Origin of the sequence: Chryseobacterium sp. PTM-20240506 (assembly GCF_048296755.1) — a bacterium.
Classification (GTDB): domain Bacteria; phylum Bacteroidota; class Bacteroidia; order Flavobacteriales; family Weeksellaceae; genus Chryseobacterium; species Chryseobacterium proteolyticum.
In genome coordinates, this window is sequence record NZ_CP182581.1 from 80,669 (window position 1) to 103,873 (window position 23,205).

Sequence of the window (23,205 nt, forward strand, 5' to 3'; positions counted from 1 at the left end):
GATGAAAATAAAATCTATTCCCTACTTATTTTTATATTTTCCGTTAGCTTCTTATGGTCAGGAAGTTAATGAGTATAATAAGAAGTACAGGGAAGATAATAATACAATTTCTCTCGTTGCAGGCGTAAGCTACCTTAACAATTCCTTTGGACTTCGCTATGAAAGAGAAATTTTCAGGCTAAAACCAAATGATTCTTTTTACACTGAGCTTTTTCTAAGGTACAGATGGCTGGATACCAGTATTTCATTTACACCTAAACTGATTAAAATAAATAATGATGATGATATCAAGGGGAAAACGAAATATTTCAATGTGAATTTTGCTTTTTTCCTGAATCCAAAGCTACGACAAATGATAGGTTATAATCAGATCAAAGGGTTATATTTCCGGGATACCAGGAAGTATATAGATCTTTTGTTAAATGGTTCAGACGAAAGTATCACGGATGCATATATTCAGTTTCCGGATGCTAATTACAGGTCTTTTAAAGGGGAGACAAGTTATTTATGGGTCGGAAATAAAGAGAACTACAGAAGCTATACTAATATGACTTATAAGCCTGCTAAAAATGATTTTGTCGTTATTACAGGTCTGTTTTATCAGTATAATATATTGAAAGATTCCGATAGGGCAATATATAAGGGAGAAGTGATAGGAAGCGGGGAAGAAGGTTCTGCCACGAAAGATATAAGGCTGGCATTAAGAACAGGTGCAGGAATACAAAGAGTGATCGATAGTAATTGGTATGCGGTGGTTGAATTTTATCCTCAGCTTTATTATTCAAAGCTGATTGATGAAGACTTTCATGAATTTAATATGGGAATGAATTCCAATGTAAGGATCGGATATGATAACGGAAAATGGTTTGTTGGAGCCGGTACTCAGCTTAACTGGGTAAATAGTTCAAATTCCAATTTGTATTCATCTACACAATGGCAATTCAGGGCTGGAATTGGTCTGAGGTTTAATGCGCCACAAATAGTCAACAGAAATTTTGATAAAATAGATAATATCCTGAAATAATTATGAATATAAAAACACCTAATTTTATCCTGAAGATTCAGGAATTCTTAGATGATATCCATATCCCGCTCCTGGGAATATCACTGTGGCAAATGTTTCAGATTTATATTTCGGGTATTTTTAAGGATAAGATAGGAAGAAAGGCAGCCGCTATTTCATGGAGCTTTACCATCAGTTTATTTCCGTTTCTCCTTTTCTTGCTTTCCGTTTTACCTTATATGCCGCATTATGATAAGCTTCATTTTTATATTTTTGAAGTGCTGATTCACAATGTTTTCCCTTCCAATATGGAAACTGATGTTAGAGGCTATATTGAGAAAAGTATCATTCCCAATATGAGGGGAATCAGTAATCTAACCATTATTCTTGCCCTTGTTTTTGCTACAAACGGGACTTTTTCCCTCATTAATGGATTCAATGAAAATTCCGAAGAAAAGCTGAGTGACGTAAAAGAGTTTATTCTTTCTTTTTTTATTACAATAGGCTTTATCACCATAGTTTTTTTAGCTCTTTTCGGAGTCTATTATGTAGAAGTAGTTTTAAAACTATTTACACCTATCCATAATGTTTCCTGGCTGGTGAATAACCTTTCTAAGATTATTGGATTTGTGTCTTTTCCTCTTTTTTACTTTATTTTATTAGCAATGTTTTACTGGTTGGGAACAGTGAAGATTGCCAGGTTCAGGCAAGCGGTTCCTGGGGCTATTTTAACGACTGTTCTTTTTGTTCTTACTACTTACATATTTGCTATTTATGTAAAAGATATCGCCCGTTATAATGTTCTGTACGGGTCCATTGGAAGTATGATTCTTTTAATGGTATGGGTAAATGTGAATGTTTATCTGCTATTATTTGGTAATGAACTTAATATGGCTATCAGAAAACTCAGGATAGAAAAATTACTGGCTGATGAACTCCGAAAAGAAGTGCAGGCAGATCATTCCCCGAACGAAAAAGAATAATCTGAATTCTCTTCAATCAATATTGTATTGATTCAGCTAATATTTTATTTATGGGTCAATTAAAAATACCTGATTATATTTTTTCGTATTCATTTTTATGGTAATTTAGTGACTAGTAAGAATTTGAAATTCTTGTACAAATACCAAATTAATTTATTATGAAAAACATCAAAAAATTAACGAGAAACGATTTGAAAATCGTAAAAGGAGGATTAGCATGCAGAACCGGGGATGATTATTGTCCGGGAACGACCTACTGCTGTAACGGACTATGTAAGATATCCACTTACATTTGCCCGTAATACAATAAAAAAGAGCACTGAAAGGTGCTCTTTTTTATTTTTATAGTTAGCAATTACTCATCACTATCGTCGTCGATAAATTTATTCTTTTTAGCACTTAGGCTTAATATAATTACGCCTAAAATAGCTGATAAAAACGATGCAATCAGGATTGCAAATTTCGCTTCATCCTGGATTTCAAATTGCTCCTTAAAGGATAGTAATGCTATAAAAATAGACATCGTAAAACCAATTCCTGCAAGAAAGCCTACCCCCAGCATATGCGACCATGTGCTATTGTGTGGAAGTGAACTTATTCTAAGTTTAATGGCAATAAATGAAAATAAATTGATCCCGATTAGTTTTCCCAGGACTAAACCACCGATGATCCCTAATCCCAAAGTACTTATCAACCCTTCTGCCATTCCGCTGTGAAAGGCAATATTGGTATTTGTAAGGGCAAATATTGGCATGATTAGAAAGCTTACAGGTATATGAAGATGATGCTCTAATTTTTCCAAAGGAGAAATTTGAACATTGGATGCATTGGTAGGAATAGACAAAGCCAGTAATACTCCTGCGATGGTAGCATGAATTCCTGAATTGTGAAGAAAATACCACAAAAATAATCCAGGGATAATATAGAAAATAAGCCTCGTCACTTTTAAAAAATTCAAAAGAAACAAGAAAGCGACAATTCCGAAAGAGATCAACAAATACATCCATTGAATCTGATCTGTATAAAATATAGCGATAACTAAAATCGCTCCCAGATCATCAACAATGGCCAGAGCAGCTAGGAAAATTTTAATGGAATTAGGAATTTTACTTCCTAGCATGGAAATCAACGCAAGCGAGAAGGCTATGTCTGTAGCCATCGGAATTCCCCATCCATTGCTGAATTCTGTTCCTGAGTTGAATAGGGTATAGATGGTTGCGGGAACAAGCATTCCTCCGACTGCCGCAAAAATCGGAAGAGAAGCATTTTTAAAAGATGAAAGCTCACCTTCCACCAGTTCTCTTTTTATTTCGAGGCCTACCAAAAGGAAAAAAATAGCCATGAGACCATCATTGATCCAGATATGGATCGGATATTTCAAGTGAAAAAGATGAGTGCCTATTTCATAGTGGAGAAAATTTTGAAATCCTTCTCCTAAGCTCGAGTTAGCAATTAATAAAGAAATCGCTACACAAAAAATAAGGATGATACCCGAAGATTGACTGCTGTTGAAAAATTTTTTAAAATAAATAGATAAATTCATGCCTATGATTGTAATCGTCTCACCCTTGAAACTCCGTTAATATTTTTAAGTTTTTTAAAGGTTTCTTCCAACTGACCTTTATTTTTAACCTCAAGAATAATGTTACCCATAAAGACGCCATTATTGGATTCTATGGAAAGACTTTTCATATCCATTCCCATAGTGCCACTGATCACGGCGGTAATGTCGTTAATCATTCCCATCCGGTCTAAACCTTCAATTTCAATTTTAACCCTGTTTTTAAAGCTTTCAGCATTAACCCATTTGGCTGGAATAACCCGGTAATCATACTGTGCCCTCAGGTTAATAGCATTCGGACAATTATCACTATGCACTTTTATACCGTCTGAAATCGTAATGAATCCAAAAATTTTATCTCCCGGAATTACGGTACAGCATTTTGCATAACTATAGTTTAACTTTTCTTCGTCTTTTCCAAAGACGATCATGTCCAGGTTTTGCTCCTTTGGTTCTTCATAATGAACGTTTTTGGAAGGAGATTTTCTGAATCTTGAAAGTAAATTATTGAATACATTTTTACTTTCGATGTATTTTCTAAGACTGCTTACATCCAGTTCATTGCTCTGGAATTTTAAAAACAGTTCCTGTGATGTTTTTAAGTTGAAAAACTTCTGAAGTTTATTGACTTCCTCATCATTAAAATTAATTTTAGCGTGACGAAGCTTTCTTTGTAAAATTTCTTTTCCTTCTTCTACCAGCTGATTTTTTTGTGAATTAAGATAACTCTTAATCTTGGATTTTGCCTTGGAAGTAACTACGAATTCGAGCCAGTCCGATTTAGGCTTTTGATTCTGGGAAGAAAGGATATCTACCTGGTCTCCGTTTTGAAGAACATATGAGATAGGAACCAGTTTTCCATTGATCTTGGCTCCTAGGCATTTCATACCCAAATCAGAGTGTACAGAGAATGCGAAGTCCAATGCCGTAGCGTTGGTTGGCAGAATTTTGATTTCTCCTTTGGGAGTAAAAACAAAAACCTCTTTAGAATATAAATTGAGTTTGATGTTATCCAGAAGTTCGGAGGTAGAAAGGTTCTGCTGCTGTTCTAAAACATCCCGGATCTCTGTTACCCATCTTTCAAAATTTCTGTCCTCACTGCTTTGCTTGTATCCTTCTTTGTATTTATAATGTGCGGCTACCCCTTTTTCAGCAATTTCGTCCATCCTTTCTGAACGGATCTGTACTTCAATCCATTTTTTATCCGGTCCAAGGACAGTAAGGTGTAAACTTTCATATCCTGTAGAACGGGGCTGTGTGATCCAGTCACGCATTCTTGAAGGGTTACTGTGGTATACATCCGTTACGATTGAATAAATTTTCCAGGCCAGGAACTTTTCATTTTTTGCATCTGATTTGTAAATGATCCTGATGGCGTAATTATCAAATACCTCCTCAAAGGAAACTCCTTGTTTGAGCATTTTCCGGTAAATGGAAGAAACTGCTTTTGCACGGCCTTTTATACTGAAGTTTAATCCTTCCTCTTTGAGCCTTTCGGAAACTTCTTTTTTGAATTCCTCAATGTATTTTTCCCGGTTTTCCTTGGCTAGTTCTAACTTTTCAGTGATCTCATTGAAAACTTCCGCATTATTATACTTTAATGAAAGGTCTTCAAGCTCGGATTTGATGTTGTATAATCCCAGACGGTGGGCCATGGGAGCGTAGATGTACACGGTTTCAGAAGCAATTTTCTTTTGCTTATCCGGGGCCATGCTTTCCAGTGTCCGCATATTGTGAAGGCGGTCTGCGATTTTAATCAGTATAACCCTGAAATCTTCCGATAGTGTGAGCAATAACTTTCTGTAGTTTTCAGACTGTACGGAAATGTTCTGATGATTCATGATGGATATTTTGGTTAATCCATTCACGATATTGGCTATTTTTTCCCCAAAGATCTTCTTGATATCTTCGTAGGTATAGTCGGAATCTTCAATCACATCATGCAGCAGTGCGCAGGCTATTGATGTAGCTCCAAGACCTATTTCCGTTGCAACAATTTTAGCTACGGCAATAGGATGGTAGATATAGGGTTCTCCGGATTTTCTCCTTTGATCTTTATGAGCATCTAATGCAATATCAAATGCCTTTCGGATGAGTTTATTGTTTTCTTCATCCAAAGTCCTGTAAGTATTAGAAATCAGGTCTTTATATCTTGCCAGTATTTCTTTGTTCTCCCGTTCTAAGTCGTAGCTCATTTGTGTAAATCCCGTATAATTAAACGAAAATACGAAAATTTTCCCACTTGTCAATGACAAAAAATCCGCAGAAAGATCTGCGGATTTCCGGTTATTAGATTTTAGTTTTTATTAGAATTTTACTTCTGAATCCATGCCGTTGCTTGAACCCTTGATTTTAACGTCGGGACTGTTATGGATTTCAGCTTTATTTCGTGCGTCAATATATCTTTTTATGTTATGGTAGTCTGCTTGTTCTATTCCCATATTCTCAAATAAATAAGTTTTTACCACAGCATTTTTATTAAAAACGTTCCTGGCATTATCTGCCTGATCTGTATCTTTTACTGCAACACTTGCAAGATATTGTGAATTTTGATGGTCGTTGAGATAAACAATATAATCTGAATCTCCGAAGCCTGAGCTTTCCAGGTCCGTTTCAAGCTTCTTATAATCACTGTGAGATTGAAATAATCCGGCTAATATTTTTGTCATGATCGTGTGTTTTAAATTTGTACTTAAAGGTAATAATTAAATTTCAAATTATTTGAATAAAATTCAATAAAATTTGATTTATATTGTTTTATCTATAATTAAATGTTAAAATATTTGATGATTTCTATCAATCAAATGTTTGAACTTAAAAGTCCGTTAGTCGTTGATAGACAGTATCATGAATTATTAAGAAGTTTATTGTATACTTATCTCAAAAACCTCAAATTTGTTTTTAAAATTAATACCTATGAAAAGAATTTTATTTACTCTTATTCTATCATCATTCCTTCTGCAGGCTCAGCAATATAACTGGACCGCGTTCTCTTATCCTCCGGGAAATGGGGGAGGGCGGTATGATGATGTGTTCTTTCTTAATGAAAATTTAGGGTGGGCAGCCCGGGGCGGCAACGGAGCTGTTTTTAAGACAACAAATGGAGGTACCAGCTGGACACAGCAAATTGTGAGCACGACACCCAATGAATACTATAGGAATATTGAATTTTTAAATGAAAATGTAGGTTTTCTGGGGACGTTGAATAACAATTTTTATAAGACAACAGACGGCGGAGCTACATGGCAAAGAGTTGATAATATTTCGCCATACCCGCAAGGAATCTGTGGTCTGGATTGTGTGGGTACATCCACTGTGTACGGTTGCGGAGCATGGTTTTATCCTGCTTATATTATCAAATCAACAGATAGCGGTATAACATGGCAGTATATGGATATGTCCGCGTATGCTACCGCCCTGGTAGAAATTACTTTTATCAATGAGAACGTTGGTTTCGCATCCGGAAGTGATGATGATGGTGCGGTTATTCTTAAAACGACTGATGGAGGAGCAAGCTGGACAAAAATATATAATAGTAATATTCCTTTTGAGTACGTCTGGAAAATGCAGCTTCTGGATAATAATAAAATATTCTGCTCTATTGAAGCAGAATCTCCTAATACAGGAAGGTTATTGAAATCTTTAAATGGCGGACTTACCTGGGAAACAAAGGATTTTCCGGATACTTTTGTTCAGGCTGTGGGCTTTACTTCACCAGACCATGGGTGGATGGGGGGGCATAATACAGGGTTTTATGAAACCTTTAATGGTGGGGAAACCTGGACGGACACAGGAGTAGGCGGTACTTTGAACAGGATATTTTTTGTTAACAGTAATGTGGCATATGCTGCTGGTACCGGTATTTATAAAATGACTGTCGGTAATCTTGCAACGCAGGAAACTACCAGAGAGAATCAGGAAAGGAAACTTCAGATCGATGTAGCTCCCAACCCTGTTAAAGACAAGCTGAATCTCAGTATTCATTTTTTACATTCCGATCATATCATTATCGGGCTGTATGACACATCAGGAAAGTTCATTACAGAAATTCTGAAAGATGATATCAGTGGGAAAAGGCTGAAAAAATATTCTTTGGATTTTCATTATCCTAAAGGGAATTATCTACTTAGTGCACATTCCAACCTCGGTAGACAAGCTATAAAAATTATCAAAGAATAGAGTTGATAAAAAAAGCGCAGGTAAACCCTGCGCCTTCTTATTAATGATAAAGATTAGTCTATTCTTTCATTTTTAATTTCGTCCACAATTTCCGGATTTAATAACGTAGAAATATCTCCGAAGTTGCTGAAATCTCCTTCGGCAATTTTTCTAAGGATCCTACGCATAATTTTTCCTGAACGTGTTTTTGGCAATCCTGAAACGAATTGTATTTTATCCAGTTTAGCGATCGGTCCGATCTGATCGGCAATAAGCTGGTTGATCTCTTTTTTAAGGTTTTCCCTTTGTCTGCTTTCTCCGGTTTCTTTTAAAACAACATACCCGTACAAAGCATTTCCTTTGATATCATGAGGATATCCCACAATTGCAGATTCGGCAACGGCAGGATGCTGGTTGATGCTGTCCTCAATAGGAGCCGTACCTAAGTTATGTCCGGAAACAATGATTACATCATCTACCCGGCCTGTAATTCTGTAATATCCAACTTCATCTCTTAAAGCACCGTCTCCAGTGAAATATTTTCCGGGAAAAGCGGTAAAATAAGTTTCTTTGTATCTCTGGTGGTCACCCCAGATGGTTCTTGCAATTCCAGGCCATGGAAAACGGATGCAGAGATTTCCTGTTACCTGGTTTCCTGTGATTTCATTCCGTTTATCATCCATCAGCACCGGTTGAACGCCAGGTAAGGGAAGGGTTGCGTAGGTAGGTTTGGTAGGCGTTATAAAAGGTAGGGGAGAGATCATAATTCCTCCTGTCTCGGTCTGCCACCAGGTATCCACAATAGGACACTTCTTTTTACCCACATGGTCATTGAACCAATGCCATGCCTCATCATTAATGGGTTCTCCTACCGACCCGATCACTTTTAACGAACTGAGGTCATGCTTATCTACCCATTCGGCACTTTCCTTGGCCAGGGAGCGAATAGCGGTTGGTGCTGTGTAAAATTGGGTGATTTTATGCTTCTCAATAACCTCCCAGAATCTGTCCGGTTCAGGATATGTAGGAACACCTTCAAAAATAACTGTAGTGGCTCCGTTTAGCAAAGGCCCGTAAAGGATGTAAGAATGTCCCGTGATCCAGCCGATATCTGCAGTACACCAATAGATATCATTTTCCTGGTAATTGAAAATATTTTTAAAAGTATACGCGGTATAGACCATATATCCCGCACAGGTATGGAGCATTCCTTTTGGTTTTCCGGTAGAACCTGAAGTATAAAGAATGAAAAGGGGATCTTCGGCATCCATTATTACCGTAACAAAATCAGGAGAAGCTTTTTCATAGAGTTCAGACATCCAGTGATCTCTGCCTTCTTTCATTTTGATCTCATTGTTTGTTCTTTTAACGACCAGGACATTCTCAACCGTTGTTGTTTTTTCAAGAGCTTCATCAACGATACTTTTAAGGTCTAGCACTTTATTTCCTCTGTAGCTGCCATCGGAGGTAATTACTAGCTTCGCTTCACAGTCATTGATCCTTGAAGCTACTGCATTGGCTGAAAATCCTGCAAAGATTACTGAATGTATCGCTCCTAATTTTGCACAGGCGAGCATTGTGATTGCCAGTTCAGGGATCATAGGAAGGTAAATGCATACACGATCACCTTTTTCAATGCCCATATCCCTTAGGACGTTAGCTGTTTTGTTAACTCTTACGTACAATTCACTATAAGAAATATGCTCAGCTTTTTCTTTAGGATCGTTGGGTTCCCAGATAATAGCCGTCTTATCTCCTCTTTCATTCAGGTGCCTGTCGATGCAGTTTTTGGTAATATTTAATTTTGCGTTCTTAAACCAGGTGATTTTTGCCTCGTTCATATCATACTTAACTACCTTACTCCATCTCTGATACCACACAAAATTTTGATCGGCTATTTTATCCCAGAATTTTTTAGGATTTTTAATAGATTTTTTATACTCCTCAAAATAATGTGGTAAATCTTCTATTAAGTAATTTCTCATATCCCTTTTGTTTTTGAAATTTGAATTTTATTGATATTAAATGTATGTCTAATTTGTGAATTTTGCCCTGTAATTAACGATTTTTTCTTGTATTTCCTCAATGATCTGATCGTCGTCTATCGTTGAGGGAACCTGAAATTCTTTTCCATCCAGAAGCGTCCGGATAAGTTTTCGCAGGATTTTTCCTGAGCGTGTTTTGGGTAATCGTTTTACAACCATGGCATTCTTTAAAAATGCGACTGCTCCTATTTTCTCCCGTACCATTCGTACAGTGTCTTTTTCAAGATCTTCCTCTGAAATCGTGGAACCGTTTTTTAATACTACAGTGGCAAAAGGAACTTGTCCTTTCAGCTCATTATCGATTCCTACTACGGCACATTCCGCCACTTCCGGATGGGAAGCGACAATTTCCTCCATTTCCGAAGTGGAGAGCCTGTGTCCTGCAACGTTGATAACGTCATCCACTCTTCCGGTGATGAAAAAATATCCGTCCTCATCCTGTATGGCTCCGTCTCCGGAGAAGTAATATCCTTTATATTGTGATAAGTAGCTGTTCTGAAAACGTTCTTCATCTTTCCATATTCCGGAAAGTGCACCTGGAGGCAGGGGGAGTTTGATCACCAGATAGCCTTCCTGATGAGGATCGAGTTCAAAACCATTTTCATCGAATATTTTAATGTCGTACCCCGGAATAGGCTTTCCTGCTGCGGCTCTTTTAATGGTATAATGATGATCAAAAGTCATCAGTCCCAGCATTGGCCACCCCGATTCCGTCTGCCACCAGTGATCAATGGCGGGTACTCCAATGTGTTTACTGAACCAATCCAGGGTAGCCACGTCACACCGTTCGCCTGCCAAAAATTGCTTTTTAAAATGCGATAGATCGTATTTTTTGACGAGCTCCCCGTCCGGATCTTCTTTTTTTATAGCTCTGATGGCTGTAGGAGCGGTAAACATGGCGGAAACCTTATATTCTGAAATGATGCGCCAGAAAGTTCCGGCATCCGGAGTCATGATCGGTTTGCCTTCAAAAATAATGGTCGTGTTTCTGTTTATTAAAGGTCCATAAACGGAAAAACTATGTCCCACCGCCCATCCGAAATCGGAAGCAGCCCAATACGTTTCTCCAGGCTCAATGCCATAAATATATTTCATTGAGAACTTCAGGGCTGTTGCGTAGCCTCCCGTATCTCTTGTTATTCCTTTGGGTTTTCCTGTTGTTCCTGAAGTATAAAGAAGATAGAGTGGGTGGGTAGATTCCACTGCAACAGGAGAAACCGGGGAAGACTTCTGGGTGAGTTCTTCATAATCGATCAGGCCGTCAAACATTTCATCTTTATTATCAACCAGTTTTCGGTTGTAAACAATGATGTGATCCACTTTGTCCTGAGCAAACTCAATTGCTTTTTCTATCAATGGCAGATAAGGAATTCTTTTGGCGATTTCTATTCCTGCAGTAGCGGTTATCAAAGCTTTAGGCTTGCAATCATCAATTCTTACCACAAGTTCATGCGGGGCAAATCCTCCGAAAACAACATTGTGAATTACTCCAATCCGGGCACAGGCCAGCATTGCAAAAAGGGTTTGTGGGATCATCGGCATATAAATTACAGCGGTATCTCCTTTTTTTAATCCTAAAGAAGCAAGTCCGCCGGCAAATTTTGAAACCTCTTCCTGCAGTTGCCTGAATGTGTATGTTTTTTTCTGGTCTGTAACAGGAGAGTCATAAATGATAGCGATCTGATCTCCAAAACCATCTTCAATATGTTGATCTATACACAGATAAGACAAGTTAAGCTGCCCATCCGGATACCATTCCGGATAGCGGTCTGTATCTCGCGAAAGAATTTGTTGAGGAAATGTATACCAGCTTATTTCCCGGGCTTGTTCCTTCCAGAAATTTTCTTTGTCTTCGATACTTCTTTTAAATAAATCTTCTGCATTCATATTAATAATAGTATTTCGTGTTTTTTTTGTTTTTTTTGATAGTCGGAAGTCTTGTATCTGGCCTCTCCAAGCTTTTATTCTCAGTTATCAAATAATTCCTCAATCTGCTGTATCAGCTTCTTGATAGAGTAGGGTTTCGTAACATAGGCATCAGCTCCCATTTCGAGGCCTTTTTCAATGTCTTTTGGGTTGTTTTTGGCACTCAGGAAAATAACTTTTGTATGTTTCAGCTGTTCCTGTTCTTTAATGGCTTCCAGGGTGCTGTATCCGTCAAGATTTGGCATCATAATATCCAGAAGGATAACATCGGGAACCATGGTTTTAAGAAAATCCAATACTTCAGTACCGTCTCTGGCGATGAATACGTCATAGCCGTTTTTTTTGAAACTATATTCCAGGGACATCAGTATTTTATGTTCATCATCTGCAATGATTATTTTTTTCATAATGTGTTTTTAGTACTGTTCGACTTCATCTTTATATATATTTTCCGGAAGGCTTATGGTAAATATTACTCCTGAGCTTTTGTTTTCAGCGTAGATTAGACCTCCGTGGGCCTCAATAATCTGCTTTGAGATGGCAAGCCCAAGCCCGCTTCCTGTTGGTTTTAAAATATTCTGATTTTTGGACTGATAAAATTTATTAAAAATCATCTCCAGATCTTCTTCAGGAATAGGTTTACCCGTATTGAAGATAGTGATATTTAAGGCATTTTCATTTTTTAAGAAACGGGTTTGTATCTCTCCCTGCTGATCTGCAAATTTCAAAGCATTTCCAAGGATATTCTGAAACAATTGGATCATTCTTGCTTCATCGTATTCAAATACACTTTCTGTGAGAAGATTGGTTTCACTAACCTGGATATCTTTCTGCTGGATCAGGTGAAGGATAGGATTTAATGCCTTCCTGTAGGTTTCTGTGATGTCGTTTTTCTTTATTGTAAGGGCAATTTCTCCATGTTCAAGCTTATCAAGATAAAGAATGTCATTGATGATCTCACTTAAACGATCGGATTCCGTAATAATATTGTTTAAAAATTCTCTTTTGATGTCCGAAGGGATATCATCGTCATCGGCTAGAATCTCTCCCGCAGAACGGATGGCCGTTATAGGAGTTCTCAGTTCATGTGCGACGGAATCCAGGAAATCGTCCTTTTGACGGTCTTTAATTATTAAACTTTCATTAGCTACGGTAAGTTCTTCAGAAAGTTGTTTAAGTTCTTTGGATTTTTCAGTCAGTTTTTTGTTGAGTGTAATATTCTCTTTTGATTCTTCGAGGATGTTCAGAACTTCCTTTAAAGAAATTTTATCTTCTTTAGTTACGCCTTCGATGAGAATCTTGGCAGAAGCGGTTCCTATTCTTCCTGCCAGAAGGTTTTCAGAGAATTTTATAAACCTCGAATCTGCTGTTTCGGTTTGAGAATCGATGTTGTATTTTAAATTAAATATCCTTAGTGCCTGTTCTGTTTTCTTTTTTCCTAAAAATCGTTCCAGGATGTTTTTTATATCCGAAACATAAGCCGTACCCCGCCAGATAAAGGCGTTTTCATGGTTTTGAATATATTTATCAACATCCACATACAGCTCGGCAAAGTTTCGTTCCCTGTAATTTCCTTTTACGCTGACTGAAATTGTAGTAAATAGCCCGGTGTTTACTAAGATTGACCAAAAGAAAATTTCCGGGATCTTACTTAAGTAAGGAATCCTGAAAAAATCAAAAACAGTATACATATCTCTCAATACTCCTTTGAATTCCTGATTGTAAGAAAAATAATACTGTGGGATAATCAATCCGAAATAACAAATGGCCAGCCCGGCAAGAAGCCCTATTACTGCACCTTTATAGGTTCCTCTTCTCCAGAATAAAGCTCCGAAAAACGCAGGTGCGAGTTGGGCAATAACAACAAAAGAGATCAGGCCCACTGAATCCAGGGATGTTTTAAGGATAAAATACTTGTAAAAGGCAAAAGCCATTATGATGAGGGCAAAAATACTTATCTTCCTGATATTCGTTATGCTTCTTGTGTTTTGAATTTCATTTTCAGATTTAAATTTTCCCAGTAAACCGTAAGGAATGATGAGGTTATTGGAAAGCATGATGGATAATGTGATCGCGGATATAATGATCATTGAAATACAAGAACTCAGTCCTCCAAGGAAAACAAATACTGTGATTAAAGTGTTGTCAAAATATTGAGGGATCAGGATCGAATAGAATTCAGGATTTACATTCTGTCCGTTAAATAAAAGCCTGCCTCCCCAAGCAATTGGAAAAATGAAAATGGTAAAAATTAAAAGATAGAGAGGGAAAAACCAAATGGCGGTTTTGATGTGTTTTTCCTGCCTGTTTTCTACGATGGCTGTATGAAACTGTCTTGGAAGGATACAAATAGCTGTTGCAGAGATCATACATAAGATCATCCAGTTCAAAGCACCTTCAATACCATTGAATGTATTCTTTTGTTTGAAATCTTCGAATTTGCTTGCCTTTTCATAAATGTCTGAAAATCCGTCAAAGGCAAAATAAATCACAAATAATCCAAGGATGATAATGAAAAACAGCTTTAGAAAACTTTCCAGGGCAATAGCGGATATGATTCCAAGGCGCTTTTCTGAAGCATCCACATATCTTGTTCCGTAGTAGGAGGAAAATAAAGCAATCAAAACCACTACGAAGGTTGCATTATCGGTTAAAATATTTTGAGATACCGGAGTTTTCGTAACCAAATGGAAGGTTTCTGATATGGCTTTAATCTGTAAACCTATATATGGGACGATTGCTAAAAGGCAAACGATGGTAATAACGGCACTAAAGCTTCTGCTGTTTCCGTAGCGAAGCGAAATAAAATCGGCGAGACTGCTTATTTTATTGATTCGTGAAATTCTTACGATTCGTGTGTTGATAAATATCCATGCAGGAATAATGACAATAGGTCCTACGTAGATGGGAAGATAGCTGAGTCCGGTAGTGGCAGCAACGCCAATACTCCCGTAATATGTCCAGGCTGTACAGTATACTGCTAAGGATAATGCATAGATGTAAGGATTGTTGATCCATAACTTGCTTTTTTTCTTTTCTGCCAGGTGGGCGACCACAAATAGAAGGGCCAGGTAAAGCAGGACAACAACAAATAAAGCAAAACTACTCATCATATTTTTTCACGATTATAAACGATATGATGATCGAAATCATCCAGACGGCGAAGATGTAGATCAAAATCACGGGATAGCCAAAAGTATCTTTTTCACTGTTGAATAACAATGAAATAGGAATGCTGAAGAGAATGACTAATCCAATGCTTAGTATGATCAGTTTTTGTTCGTGTCTTTTTTTCATACATGATGATGGATAAAAGACAATTGATGAACAGATCCTTTGTACAGATTGTTCACCAATTATCATTCATCATTAATAATTATATTTTGTCGTCAGAATATTCTCCGGTTAAGGCGTAATATCCAAAGACTGCCAGTCCTCCGGAAATAATTGGCATCAAAACAAAAAGGATGATGATGCCAAAAACAAGGTCTTCCTGCTTTCCTGAAGTGATTTTTGGAATACCCAAAACGGTGATCCCGAAATATCCTACAACCAAAGCAATTAAAATCCAGAGGATACCTAATATTTTTTTTAGTCCGTTCATTTTAGTAGTTTTAAAATTAATAAAAATTTGACTGATTCAGTGGTTAATCGTGGATATTATTGTTCTTGCTCTTAAGATAAAATAATCCAATGAGTAAACACACGGCTGCAACACCGATAGGATACCACAGTCCCTGAAGATACCATGAAGGGTGTCCTGCCTCTTTTCCTGTGGTTACAAGGTAAGTGGCTACTGCAGGTAATAGTCCTCCAAATACACCATTACCAATGTGGTAAGGCAATGACATGGAAGTATATCGTATTCTTACCGGGAACATTTCTACCAGGAATGCTGCGATAGGACCATACACCATCGTTACAAAGATCACCTGAATGAACACCAGGAATATCAGGTACCATTTGGTATCATCACTGAGCTTTAAGGACTGTGACACCTTAGGTTCCTCGATCTTTCCGTCTTTTATAACGGGGCCGTTTGCCGACCAGTGTACAATGCTGTCTTTTTTTATTAAAGTTCCATCCGTAAAGAGGGTTTCCTTATGGAAAGTGATCAGGCTGTCGCTGGCAATATCTTTATGGATTTTTGCTGTTCTCTTTTCACTGATGCCGTTGGAAGCTATGGTTTTGCTTTCGAGATTAACACTCTTGTACATGCTGTTGTAAATCGGGCGGTAAGCTAAAATGGCAACCAGCATCCCGGTCATCATAACGGCTTTTCTGCCCAGTTTATCCGAAAGCCATCCGAAAAATACGAAGAATGGTGTGCCTAAAAATAAAGCGGTGGCCATTAATGAATCAACCTGAGCAGATTCTACATTCATTACTTTTTGCAAAAAGCTCATGGCATAAAACTGTCCTGTATACCAGATGACACCTTGTCCCATTGCGGCTCCGAACAATGCCAGCAGGACGAATTTGAAGTTGTATTTATTTCCGAAACTTTCTTTTAATGGATTTTTTGATGTTTTACCTTCACTTTTGGCTTTAGCAAAAAGCGGTGATTCCTTCATGTTTTTTCTGATGATGTAAGAGACGCCCACCATTAAAATAGAAATCCAGAAAGGAACTCTCCATCCCCAGCCGTCGAATTCCTCTGCAGAAAGGGTGTTTTTTGTTATTAAAATAACAATCAATGAGATAAAAAGTCCGGCGGTAGCGGTGGTCTGGATCCATGAAGTCCAATAGCCTCTTCTGTGGGGTTGTGCGTATTCTGCAACGTAAGTTGCTGCACCTCCATATTCTCCTCCCAGGGCCAGTCCTTGTAATAATCTCAGGATCAGAACCAGAACCGGAGCCATAAATCCAATGGTTTCATAACTAGGAATACATCCGATAAGGAAAGTGGAAAATCCCATGATCAGCAGGGTGACCAGGAAAGTGTATTTTCGTCCGATAATATCTCCTAATCTTCCGAAGAACAGGGCTCCGAAAGGTCGCACAACAAATCCTGCGGCAAAAGTAGCCAGGGTGGATAAAAAGGCTGCGGTAGGGTTGTCTGCCGGAAAGAATTTTGTTGCCAGCACAACAGCTAAACTTCCGAAAATATAGAAATCGTACCATTCTATCAGTGTACCGAGTGAAGATGCAGTAATAACACTCCATATGGTTCTGTTCTTCTGCTTATCGGTCATATTTTCATAGCTTTCATGATGGTTTTCGCTCATATCACTTGATTTTGATGTTAGTTAATTTTTTTATGTGGGTTTAAACGAGTCTGTCATTATAAATAAATCTGAAACTGAACAATGAACTCGCCTTTGGATTTTGGACGCTCGGTAGGGTTGGTATAAACAGGTCTGGTGGAGTACTGGGTTGTTATTTTAGCGTGATGTCCGTCTATAAACCAGTTGGCTCCAACGTCAAACTGTGAAGACGACTTGTCGAAGGCTTCAAAGTTTTTATGGGTATATGCTGCAAACGGTTGAATTCTGATTTTAGGCTTTTCTGCTTCGTTAGGAAGTAATAATCCGGCTTGTGCATAGATAATATTACCTGTTCCGATCGTTGGCTGTAAGTTTCCAGGTCCGGCAATTGCCTTTTGTCCTGTAAAGTTAGGATCAGCTGCTGCGATATTCATAGTCCCCAGATTTCGGATATAATTGGGGCCGAACTGATAATTATAATATCCTGCGTAGGCAGAAACTGCCATTTTATGTTTGGCATTTCCCAAAGGGATATCTGCAAAAGCATCAACAGCTAGAAGAGTGATGTCGTGCTTTTCGATATTTGAGTTTACGGAAGTTCTGGTTCCGTCCGCCTGATGATAAAAGCCGGCTCCTACATTAAACACTTTCTTTGTTCCCAGATATGATCCAACTTTGAAAGGAAGGGTATTGGATTCTTCGTCCAGAAACTGATATTCTACGTATCCGGCTTTGGAAAAGCTGGGATTTCCGTTATTATCCACAGCAACAGCTTTTGAGGGATCGGTTACATTTACAGGAACCAGATCTGTAGCGAAGGGTTTGTTTAAGCTAAGGCGGTATTCAAGTTTTCCATACTTTCCTTTGGCAAACATACCCAGTTGTCTTGCGAACTGATCAGAGCTATCGATTAATGGCCACGAAAATATGGGAGAATCGAGGGTTAAAAAATTGAGGGTGGAGGCCATAGTCATTCTGGAGAGTCCCATATAATAATGCAGTCCAGCTCCTAATGTTAAAGTGAATTTTCCTGCTTCTCCCGGCATCAGTACTGCATATTCATTCCATGCATCATGGAAAAAAAGCTGTGTTTTTTTGCCATTTCCGTTTCCTCCTGTTCCTGTTGTACCCGGCGCTCCTCCATTGATGAAGGTTTGGTTATTGATGCCGAAGTGAAGGAGGATCATATATCGCTTGGTAACCTGGGCGTACGTTAAGGCACGGAGTCTGCGGTTCCCTACATTCCAGGTATTGTCTGTGGGTTCTCCTCCGACCATACTTCCCGGGTTCATTTGTGAGTTCCTTAACCAGAACTGATCCCATAAAATAAATCTGACAAATTTATCTCCTTCAGGATTAAGGTTTATTTTTAATCCGTTTCCGTAGTCGGGAGATCCCTGGGAGTATAATGTATTGCTGATTAAAGCTAATCCAATAAAAGTGAGTATTTTCTTCATAAATTATCAATTTTTTGGCGTTAATTTTGTGAAAGCCAAATTGGAATTAATAATTTATTTAGAGAAATTTAATATATATTAATGGTAAGTATATAGTTTTTTTATAAGTACCTGTTTGTTAGTTGAAGCTGAAGCTCGGAATAGAGAGTTTCATTTCCTGATTTTGCAAATAGGTGATTTTATGATTCCTTCTTTTTGTTTGTTTACTTTTTAAAACGTTCCCACTTGATCAACATGTATTTATCTGCGAACTGTGTGATGATCAATCCTGAGTTTTTAATATTGTCTTCATTGGACATGTATTCGATCAATTCGTTTTGCTTCAGGATTTTATATACGGGATGGAATTCTGAATGCGGCGGCCGGGTGATATTGTATTTCTTGATCCATGAGCTTATGGTTACATGTGAGACCCCGATAATCCTTTCTATTTCGCGGAAGCTTAATCCTTCGAGGTAAAGCTGAAGGGCTTTGGTAACGTAGTAGTCATCGATCTGCTTGCCTATTTTTTTTACGGTGAAATAATAATTGCAGGATTTGCAATGAAATCTTTGTTTCTGGTTGATCACCCCACTTTTTACAAGATGGGAGCTATTGCATTTAGGGCATTTGTTTTCCATATATAATATTTTAGCAAATATATAATAATTTAGCAAAATTATATATTTCAAATAAGATATATTATCTTGTAATAATCATTTAAACAAAAAAAATATCTTTTTAATTTGGTTATTAAAGTTATTATGCTTTAAATTTGCCGAAAAATTCAGATAAATAAATGGAAATAGAAATTTCCTCATGCGAACATTTAATGTATGTGAGTGAAATACAGCAGGAAATGTATGATTCTGCACAACGGAGAGGAACGGGGATCGCAAAACGTTCCATAGAATATTTAAGTAAGAAGATTTCAGAAGGCAATGCCGTTGTTGCTACTGAAAACGGGGAATGGGTAGGTTTCTGCTATATAGAGACCTGGTCCCACGGTCAGTTTGTGGCCAATTCGGGGCTGATCGTTTCGCCAAAATACAGGAACAGGGGTGTTGCGACCCTGATTAAAAATAAAGTTTTCCAGTTATCAAGGGATAAATTTCCTGCGGCTAAGGTTTTTGGATTAACAACCGGGTTGGCTGTCATGAAAATCAACAGCGATTTAGGTTATAAGCCCGTTATTTATTCTGAGCTTACTCAGGATGAGGAATTTTGGAATGGTTGTAAAAACTGTGTGAATTACGAAATTTTAATGAAAAAGGAAAGGAAGAACTGCTTATGTACAGCAATGCTTTTTATTCCTTCCAACAATGATATAAAGGAGGTGAAAAATAATGAACCTCAAAATAAGGATAATGATGAAGTAAATCAGGATGGGCTTTTGTCTTCGGGGCAGATTACATCCGGTGGATTACATTATACGAACAATAATACGAAAAAGAAGATCGATGAAAAAGAAAGTAATCTTAGCGTTTAGTGGTGGTTTGGATACCTCTTACTGTGCCAAATATCTTAGTGAAAGTCTGGGATATGAGGTGTATGCAGTAACTGTGAATACAGGAGGTTTTTCAAAAGAAGAAGAAAAAGAACTTGAAAACAGAGCCCTGAAATTAGGGGTAAAGGAATACAGGTGTATTGACGCTCAGGAAGATTACTATAATTCATGTGTGAAGTATCTGATCTTCGGAAATGTATTGAAAAATAATACTTATCCGCTTTCCGTAAGCGCTGAGCGTACCATTCAGGCTCAGGAAATTGCAAAATATGCACTGGAAAAAGGGGCGGATGCTATTGCTCATGGAAGCACAGGAGCGGGAAATGACCAGGTTCGTTTTGATCTGATTTTCCAGGTAATGGCTCCGCATGTTGAGATTATCACGCCGATCCGTGATATGGCACTTTCGAGAGAAGAGGAGATTGAATTCCTGAAAAGCCACGGATATGATATGGAGTTTCAAAAGGCTCAATATTCTGTTAATAAGGGGTTGTGGGGGACTTCTGTGGGTGGAAAGGAGACGCTGACTTCCAGAAATAACCTTCCGGAAGAGGCCTTTCCGTCGCAGATCAAAGAAACCCAGTCATCTGAACTGGAAATCGAATTTAAAAACGGTGAAATTACAGCAGTAAATGGTGAGGACTTCAGCCATCCTGTGTATGCTATCCAGAAAATAGAACAATTGGCTTCTGCTTACGGTATCGGAAGGGATATTCACGTAGGAGATACTATTGTCGGAATTAAAGGAAGAGTAGGATTCGAGGCGGCGGCTGCATCTGTGATCATCAAGTCCCATCATTTATTGGAAAAACATACTTTATCGAAATACCAGCAAATGATGAAGTCGCAATTGTCCGACTGGTATGGGAACTGGCTGCATGAGGCATTGTTTTTAGATCCTGTGATGAGAAATATAGAATCTTTCCTTACTGACTCTCAGAAAATGGTAACAGGAAAAGTTTTCATCACTCTTTATCCTTACAGATTTGTTTTGAACGGCATTGAATCTGAACATGATCTGATGTCTGATCAATTTGGAAGTTACGGAGAGGCAAACAGAGCATGGAGCGGAGAAGATGTAAAAGGGTACACAAAAATTGTAAGCAATTCCCTGAATATTTACCACCAGATTAACGGCGTGAAAATATGAAAACGGTAGGAATTGTAGGAGCTAACGGATATACCGGTAGTGAATTGGTGCGCCTGTTGGCTTTTCATCCCAATATTGAATTGAGTTTTTTATATAGTCGTTCTAATTCGGGTACAAAGATTTCTGATCTGTACCCGGATTTAGCGACGGTTTGTGAAATGGATTTAACGGACAATCCTTCGGCTGTAGATATTCTTTTTTTGTGTCTTCCTCATAAGGAAAGTCAGAATTGGCTGAATCAGAATGCTCTTACAGATGAGACGTTGGTGATTGACCTGGGAAATGATTTTCGTTTGGATGGTGCTTTCGGAAATAGAAATTTTATCTACGGGCTTCCGGAAATCAATAAAAAAAATCTTTTGGGGGTAAAAAGTATTGCCAACCCGGGATGTTTTGCAACTGCTATCCAGCTGGCTCTATTGCCATTGGCTGAAAAAGGACTTTTGAATGATGTGTATACAACAGGAATTACCGGATCGACAGGGGCCGGACAGTCTTTACAGGTGACCACTCATTTTACCTGGAGAAATGATAATATTTCTGCATATAAAACACTTAGCCATCAGCATGTAGACGAGATTTTGCAGCAAGTGAATTCTTTTAACAATAAAGACGTAAGCCTGAATTTTGTTCCCTGGAGGGGAGATTTTACAAGAGGGATTTTTAGCAGCTCAACGGTTAAATCAGACCTGGAGCTTTCAGATATTGAGACATTGTACAGGAAGTTTTATGAAGATGCACCTTTTGTAAAGGTGAGTGAGAAAGCAATTGATCTCAAACAGGTTATCAATACCAATCGCTGTGTGATTCATATTGAAAAGAATAATAATGTTGTTGTTATTCACTCAGCGATTGATAATTTGTTAAAAGGAGCTTCCGGACAGGCTGTTCAGAATATGAATATTGCCATGGGATGGGAAGAAAACCTGGGACTGGATTTGAAACCAATAGGTTTTTAAATACATTCTTATAAAAGTAAAATGGGGAAGGGTGGAATTGTAAAACAATAACCCGAAACCGGTAACTAAAAATTTTCAACTTCAATTAAAAAAAATGAACTTATTTAACGTATATCCATTATTCAATATAAATCCTGTAAAAGCAAAGGGATCATTTCTTTGGGATGATAAGGGAGAAAAGTACCTTGATTTTTATGGAGGCCATGCAGTGATCTCTATAGGTCATAATCATCCTTATTATCAGGAGAAATTAAGGGATCAGTTAGAAAAAATTTCTTTTTACTCAAATTCAGTACAAAACGAATTGCAAACTGAACTGGCATCGAAACTTGGAGAGATATCAGGATACGAAGACCATGATCTTTTCCTGTGTAATTCCGGAGCTGAAGCCAATGAAAATGCGTTAAAACTTGCTTCTTTTCATAATGGAAAAAGTAAAGTGCTTTATTTTTCCGGTTCTTTTCATGGAAGAACCTCTGCGGCAGTTTCCGTAACGGATAATCCGAAAATTGTAGCACCTGTCAATTATTCCGAACGTTTCATAAAGTCGGAGTGGAATAATGTAGAGCAATTAGAGGAAGTTTTTAGGACTCAGGGAGATTCAATTTCTTCGGTGATTATTGAAGGGATTCAGGGAGTGGGTGGAATTATGATTCCAACGCCTGAGTTTTTATCTAAAATTAAAGAGCTATGCGATCAATATAATGCTGTTTTGATCTTAGATGAGGTTCAGTCAGGATATGGTAGAACGGGTTATTTCTTTGCTCACCAGGAGTTCGGTATCCAGCCTGATATAATTACAACCGCAAAAGGAATGGGAAATGGCTTTCCGATTGGTGGAGTCCTGATCCATCCTAAATTTGAAGCAAGCCATGGTTTGCTGGGAACTACTTTTGGAGGTAATCACCTGGCATGTGCTGCAGCGATTGCTGTGTTAGATGTTATCAGGGATGAAAGCCTTATTGATAATGCTGAGCATATGGGAAGCTATATCGAAAAAGAAATTGAAGATTTACCACATATCATCTCTATACGAAGGAAAGGCCTGATGATCGGGATAGAGCTGGACAGGGATTGTGCAGAGGTAAGGAAAAGCCTGCTTTACGATCATCATATTTTTACCGGAAATTCTAATGATAAAACGGTGCTGAGGATCCTTCCTGCACTCAATATCAGGAAAGAGGAAACAGATCTTTTCATTGGTGCATTGAGGGAAGTACTGACGAAATTGTAAGAGTGAAAATTGCAGAATTGCAAAAACGAAAATGAT

The 23,205-nt window shown here is 38.0% G+C and carries 19 protein-coding genes and 1 pseudogene; 8 read left to right on the forward strand and 12 right to left on the reverse strand.

Going from position 1 to position 23,205, the window contains the following annotated elements; all coding sequences use genetic code 11:
- Window position 1: 1 nt before the first annotated feature.
- The 3 genes from ACNFU2_RS00340 (at window position 2) to ACNFU2_RS00350 (ending at window position 2,288) form a co-directional block, all read left to right on the forward strand.
- Window positions 2-1,024 carry a DUF4421 family protein gene (locus ACNFU2_RS00340; protein ID WP_273647549.1) on the forward strand — a complete coding sequence of 341 codons (1,023 nt, stop codon included), beginning with the start codon at window positions 2-4 and terminating at the stop codon, window positions 1,022-1,024.
- Between the two features lie 2 nt (window positions 1,025-1,026).
- Window positions 1,027-1,986, forward strand: coding sequence for a YihY/virulence factor BrkB family protein (locus ACNFU2_RS00345; protein ID WP_306611568.1), 960 nt, complete (start codon window positions 1,027-1,029; stop codon window positions 1,984-1,986).
- Window positions 1,987-2,144: 158 nt separating this feature from the next.
- A complete protein-coding gene (locus ACNFU2_RS00350) occupies window positions 2,145-2,288 on the forward strand; it encodes a bacteriocin-like protein (protein ID WP_172277855.1) in 144 nt (47 codons plus the stop codon).
- 53 nt (window positions 2,289-2,341) lie between these two features.
- Here ACNFU2_RS00350 and nhaA read toward each other — a convergent pair whose 3' ends face one another.
- The 3 genes from nhaA to ACNFU2_RS00365 form a co-directional block, all read right to left on the reverse strand.
- Window positions 2,342-3,529 carry a Na+/H+ antiporter NhaA gene (gene nhaA / locus ACNFU2_RS00355; protein WP_306611571.1) on the reverse strand — a complete coding sequence of 396 codons (1,188 nt, stop codon included), beginning with the start codon at window positions 3,527-3,529 and terminating at the stop codon, window positions 2,342-2,344.
- Window positions 3,530-3,531: 2 nt separating this feature from the next.
- Window positions 3,532-5,742 carry a RelA/SpoT family protein gene (locus ACNFU2_RS00360; protein ID WP_172277859.1) on the reverse strand — a complete coding sequence of 737 codons (2,211 nt, stop codon included), beginning with the start codon at window positions 5,740-5,742 and terminating at the stop codon, window positions 3,532-3,534.
- A 111-nt stretch (window positions 5,743-5,853) separates the two neighbouring features.
- Window positions 5,854-6,216, reverse strand: a complete 363-nt coding sequence (locus ACNFU2_RS00365) for a hypothetical protein (protein WP_172277860.1) — start codon at window positions 6,214-6,216, stop codon at window positions 5,854-5,856.
- Window positions 6,217-6,463: 247 nt separating this feature from the next.
- On the opposite strand from ACNFU2_RS00365, the gene ACNFU2_RS00370 reads away from it, so the two are divergent.
- Window positions 6,464-7,726, forward strand: a complete 1,263-nt coding sequence (locus ACNFU2_RS00370; RefSeq protein WP_418123233.1) for a photosystem II stability/assembly factor-like protein — start codon at window positions 6,464-6,466, stop codon at window positions 7,724-7,726.
- A gap of 53 nt (window positions 7,727-7,779) precedes the next feature.
- Here the strand turns inward: ACNFU2_RS00370 and acs are convergent.
- The 9 genes and pseudogenes from acs to ACNFU2_RS00415 all read right to left on the reverse strand — a co-directional run.
- Window positions 7,780-9,696 (reverse strand): annotated as a pseudogene (gene acs / locus ACNFU2_RS00375) (acetate--CoA ligase); the annotation flags it as partial.
- A gap of 42 nt (window positions 9,697-9,738) precedes the next feature.
- Window positions 9,739-11,637 carry an AMP-binding protein gene (locus ACNFU2_RS00380; protein WP_418123235.1) on the reverse strand — a complete coding sequence of 633 codons (1,899 nt, stop codon included), beginning with the start codon at window positions 11,635-11,637 and terminating at the stop codon, window positions 9,739-9,741.
- Between the two features lie 80 nt (window positions 11,638-11,717).
- Window positions 11,718-12,083, reverse strand: a complete 366-nt coding sequence (locus ACNFU2_RS00385) for a response regulator transcription factor (RefSeq protein ID WP_306611578.1) — start codon at window positions 12,081-12,083, stop codon at window positions 11,718-11,720.
- A 9-nt stretch (window positions 12,084-12,092) separates the two neighbouring features.
- Window positions 12,093-14,786: an ATP-binding protein gene (locus ACNFU2_RS00390; RefSeq protein WP_306612892.1), complete on the reverse strand. Its 2,694-nt coding sequence runs from the start codon at window positions 14,784-14,786 to the stop codon at window positions 12,093-12,095.
- Window positions 14,779-14,973, reverse strand: coding sequence for a hypothetical protein (locus ACNFU2_RS00395; RefSeq protein ID WP_306611580.1), 195 nt, complete (start codon window positions 14,971-14,973; stop codon window positions 14,779-14,781). The genes ACNFU2_RS00390 and ACNFU2_RS00395 overlap by 8 nt, the downstream gene beginning before the upstream one ends.
- Before the next feature lie 79 nt (window positions 14,974-15,052).
- On the reverse strand, window positions 15,053-15,280 hold the full coding sequence (locus tag ACNFU2_RS00400) for a DUF6814 family protein (RefSeq protein WP_172277871.1): 228 nt from the start codon (window positions 15,278-15,280) through the stop codon (window positions 15,053-15,055).
- Between the two features lie 43 nt (window positions 15,281-15,323).
- Window positions 15,324-16,904: an MFS transporter gene (locus ACNFU2_RS00405; RefSeq protein WP_306611582.1), complete on the reverse strand. Its 1,581-nt coding sequence runs from the start codon at window positions 16,902-16,904 to the stop codon at window positions 15,324-15,326.
- Window positions 16,905-16,960: 56 nt separating this feature from the next.
- Window positions 16,961-18,340, reverse strand: a complete 1,380-nt coding sequence (locus tag ACNFU2_RS00410) for a porin (RefSeq protein ID WP_306611584.1) — start codon at window positions 18,338-18,340, stop codon at window positions 16,961-16,963.
- A 203-nt stretch (window positions 18,341-18,543) separates the two neighbouring features.
- Entirely contained in the window at window positions 18,544-18,960 is a 417-nt protein-coding gene (locus ACNFU2_RS00415) for a transposase-like zinc-binding domain-containing protein (protein WP_306611586.1), read from the reverse strand.
- 158 nt (window positions 18,961-19,118) lie between these two features.
- Here ACNFU2_RS00415 and ACNFU2_RS00420 point away from each other — a divergent pair, with 158 nt between their 5' ends.
- The 4 genes from ACNFU2_RS00420 to ACNFU2_RS00435 all read left to right on the forward strand — a co-directional run bounded on the left by ACNFU2_RS00420 (window position 19,119) and on the right by ACNFU2_RS00435 (window position 23,169).
- The gene (locus ACNFU2_RS00420) at window positions 19,119-19,808 is read left to right on the forward strand and encodes a GNAT family N-acetyltransferase (protein ID WP_172277878.1); all 690 of its coding nucleotides are present in this window, start codon (window positions 19,119-19,121) and stop codon (window positions 19,806-19,808) included.
- Entirely contained in the window at window positions 19,780-20,976 is a 1,197-nt protein-coding gene (gene argG / locus ACNFU2_RS00425) for an argininosuccinate synthase (RefSeq protein ID WP_306611588.1), read from the forward strand. The genes ACNFU2_RS00420 and argG overlap by 29 nt, the downstream gene beginning before the upstream one ends.
- A complete protein-coding gene (gene argC, locus ACNFU2_RS00430) occupies window positions 20,973-21,935 on the forward strand; it encodes an N-acetyl-gamma-glutamyl-phosphate reductase (RefSeq protein WP_418123241.1) in 963 nt (320 codons plus the stop codon). The genes argG and argC overlap by 4 nt, the downstream gene beginning before the upstream one ends.
- Before the next feature lie 94 nt (window positions 21,936-22,029).
- Complete coding sequence (locus tag ACNFU2_RS00435) at window positions 22,030-23,169, forward strand: aspartate aminotransferase family protein (protein WP_273647560.1); 1,140 nt, start codon at window positions 22,030-22,032, stop codon at window positions 23,167-23,169.
- Window positions 23,170-23,205: the final 36 nt, after the last annotated feature.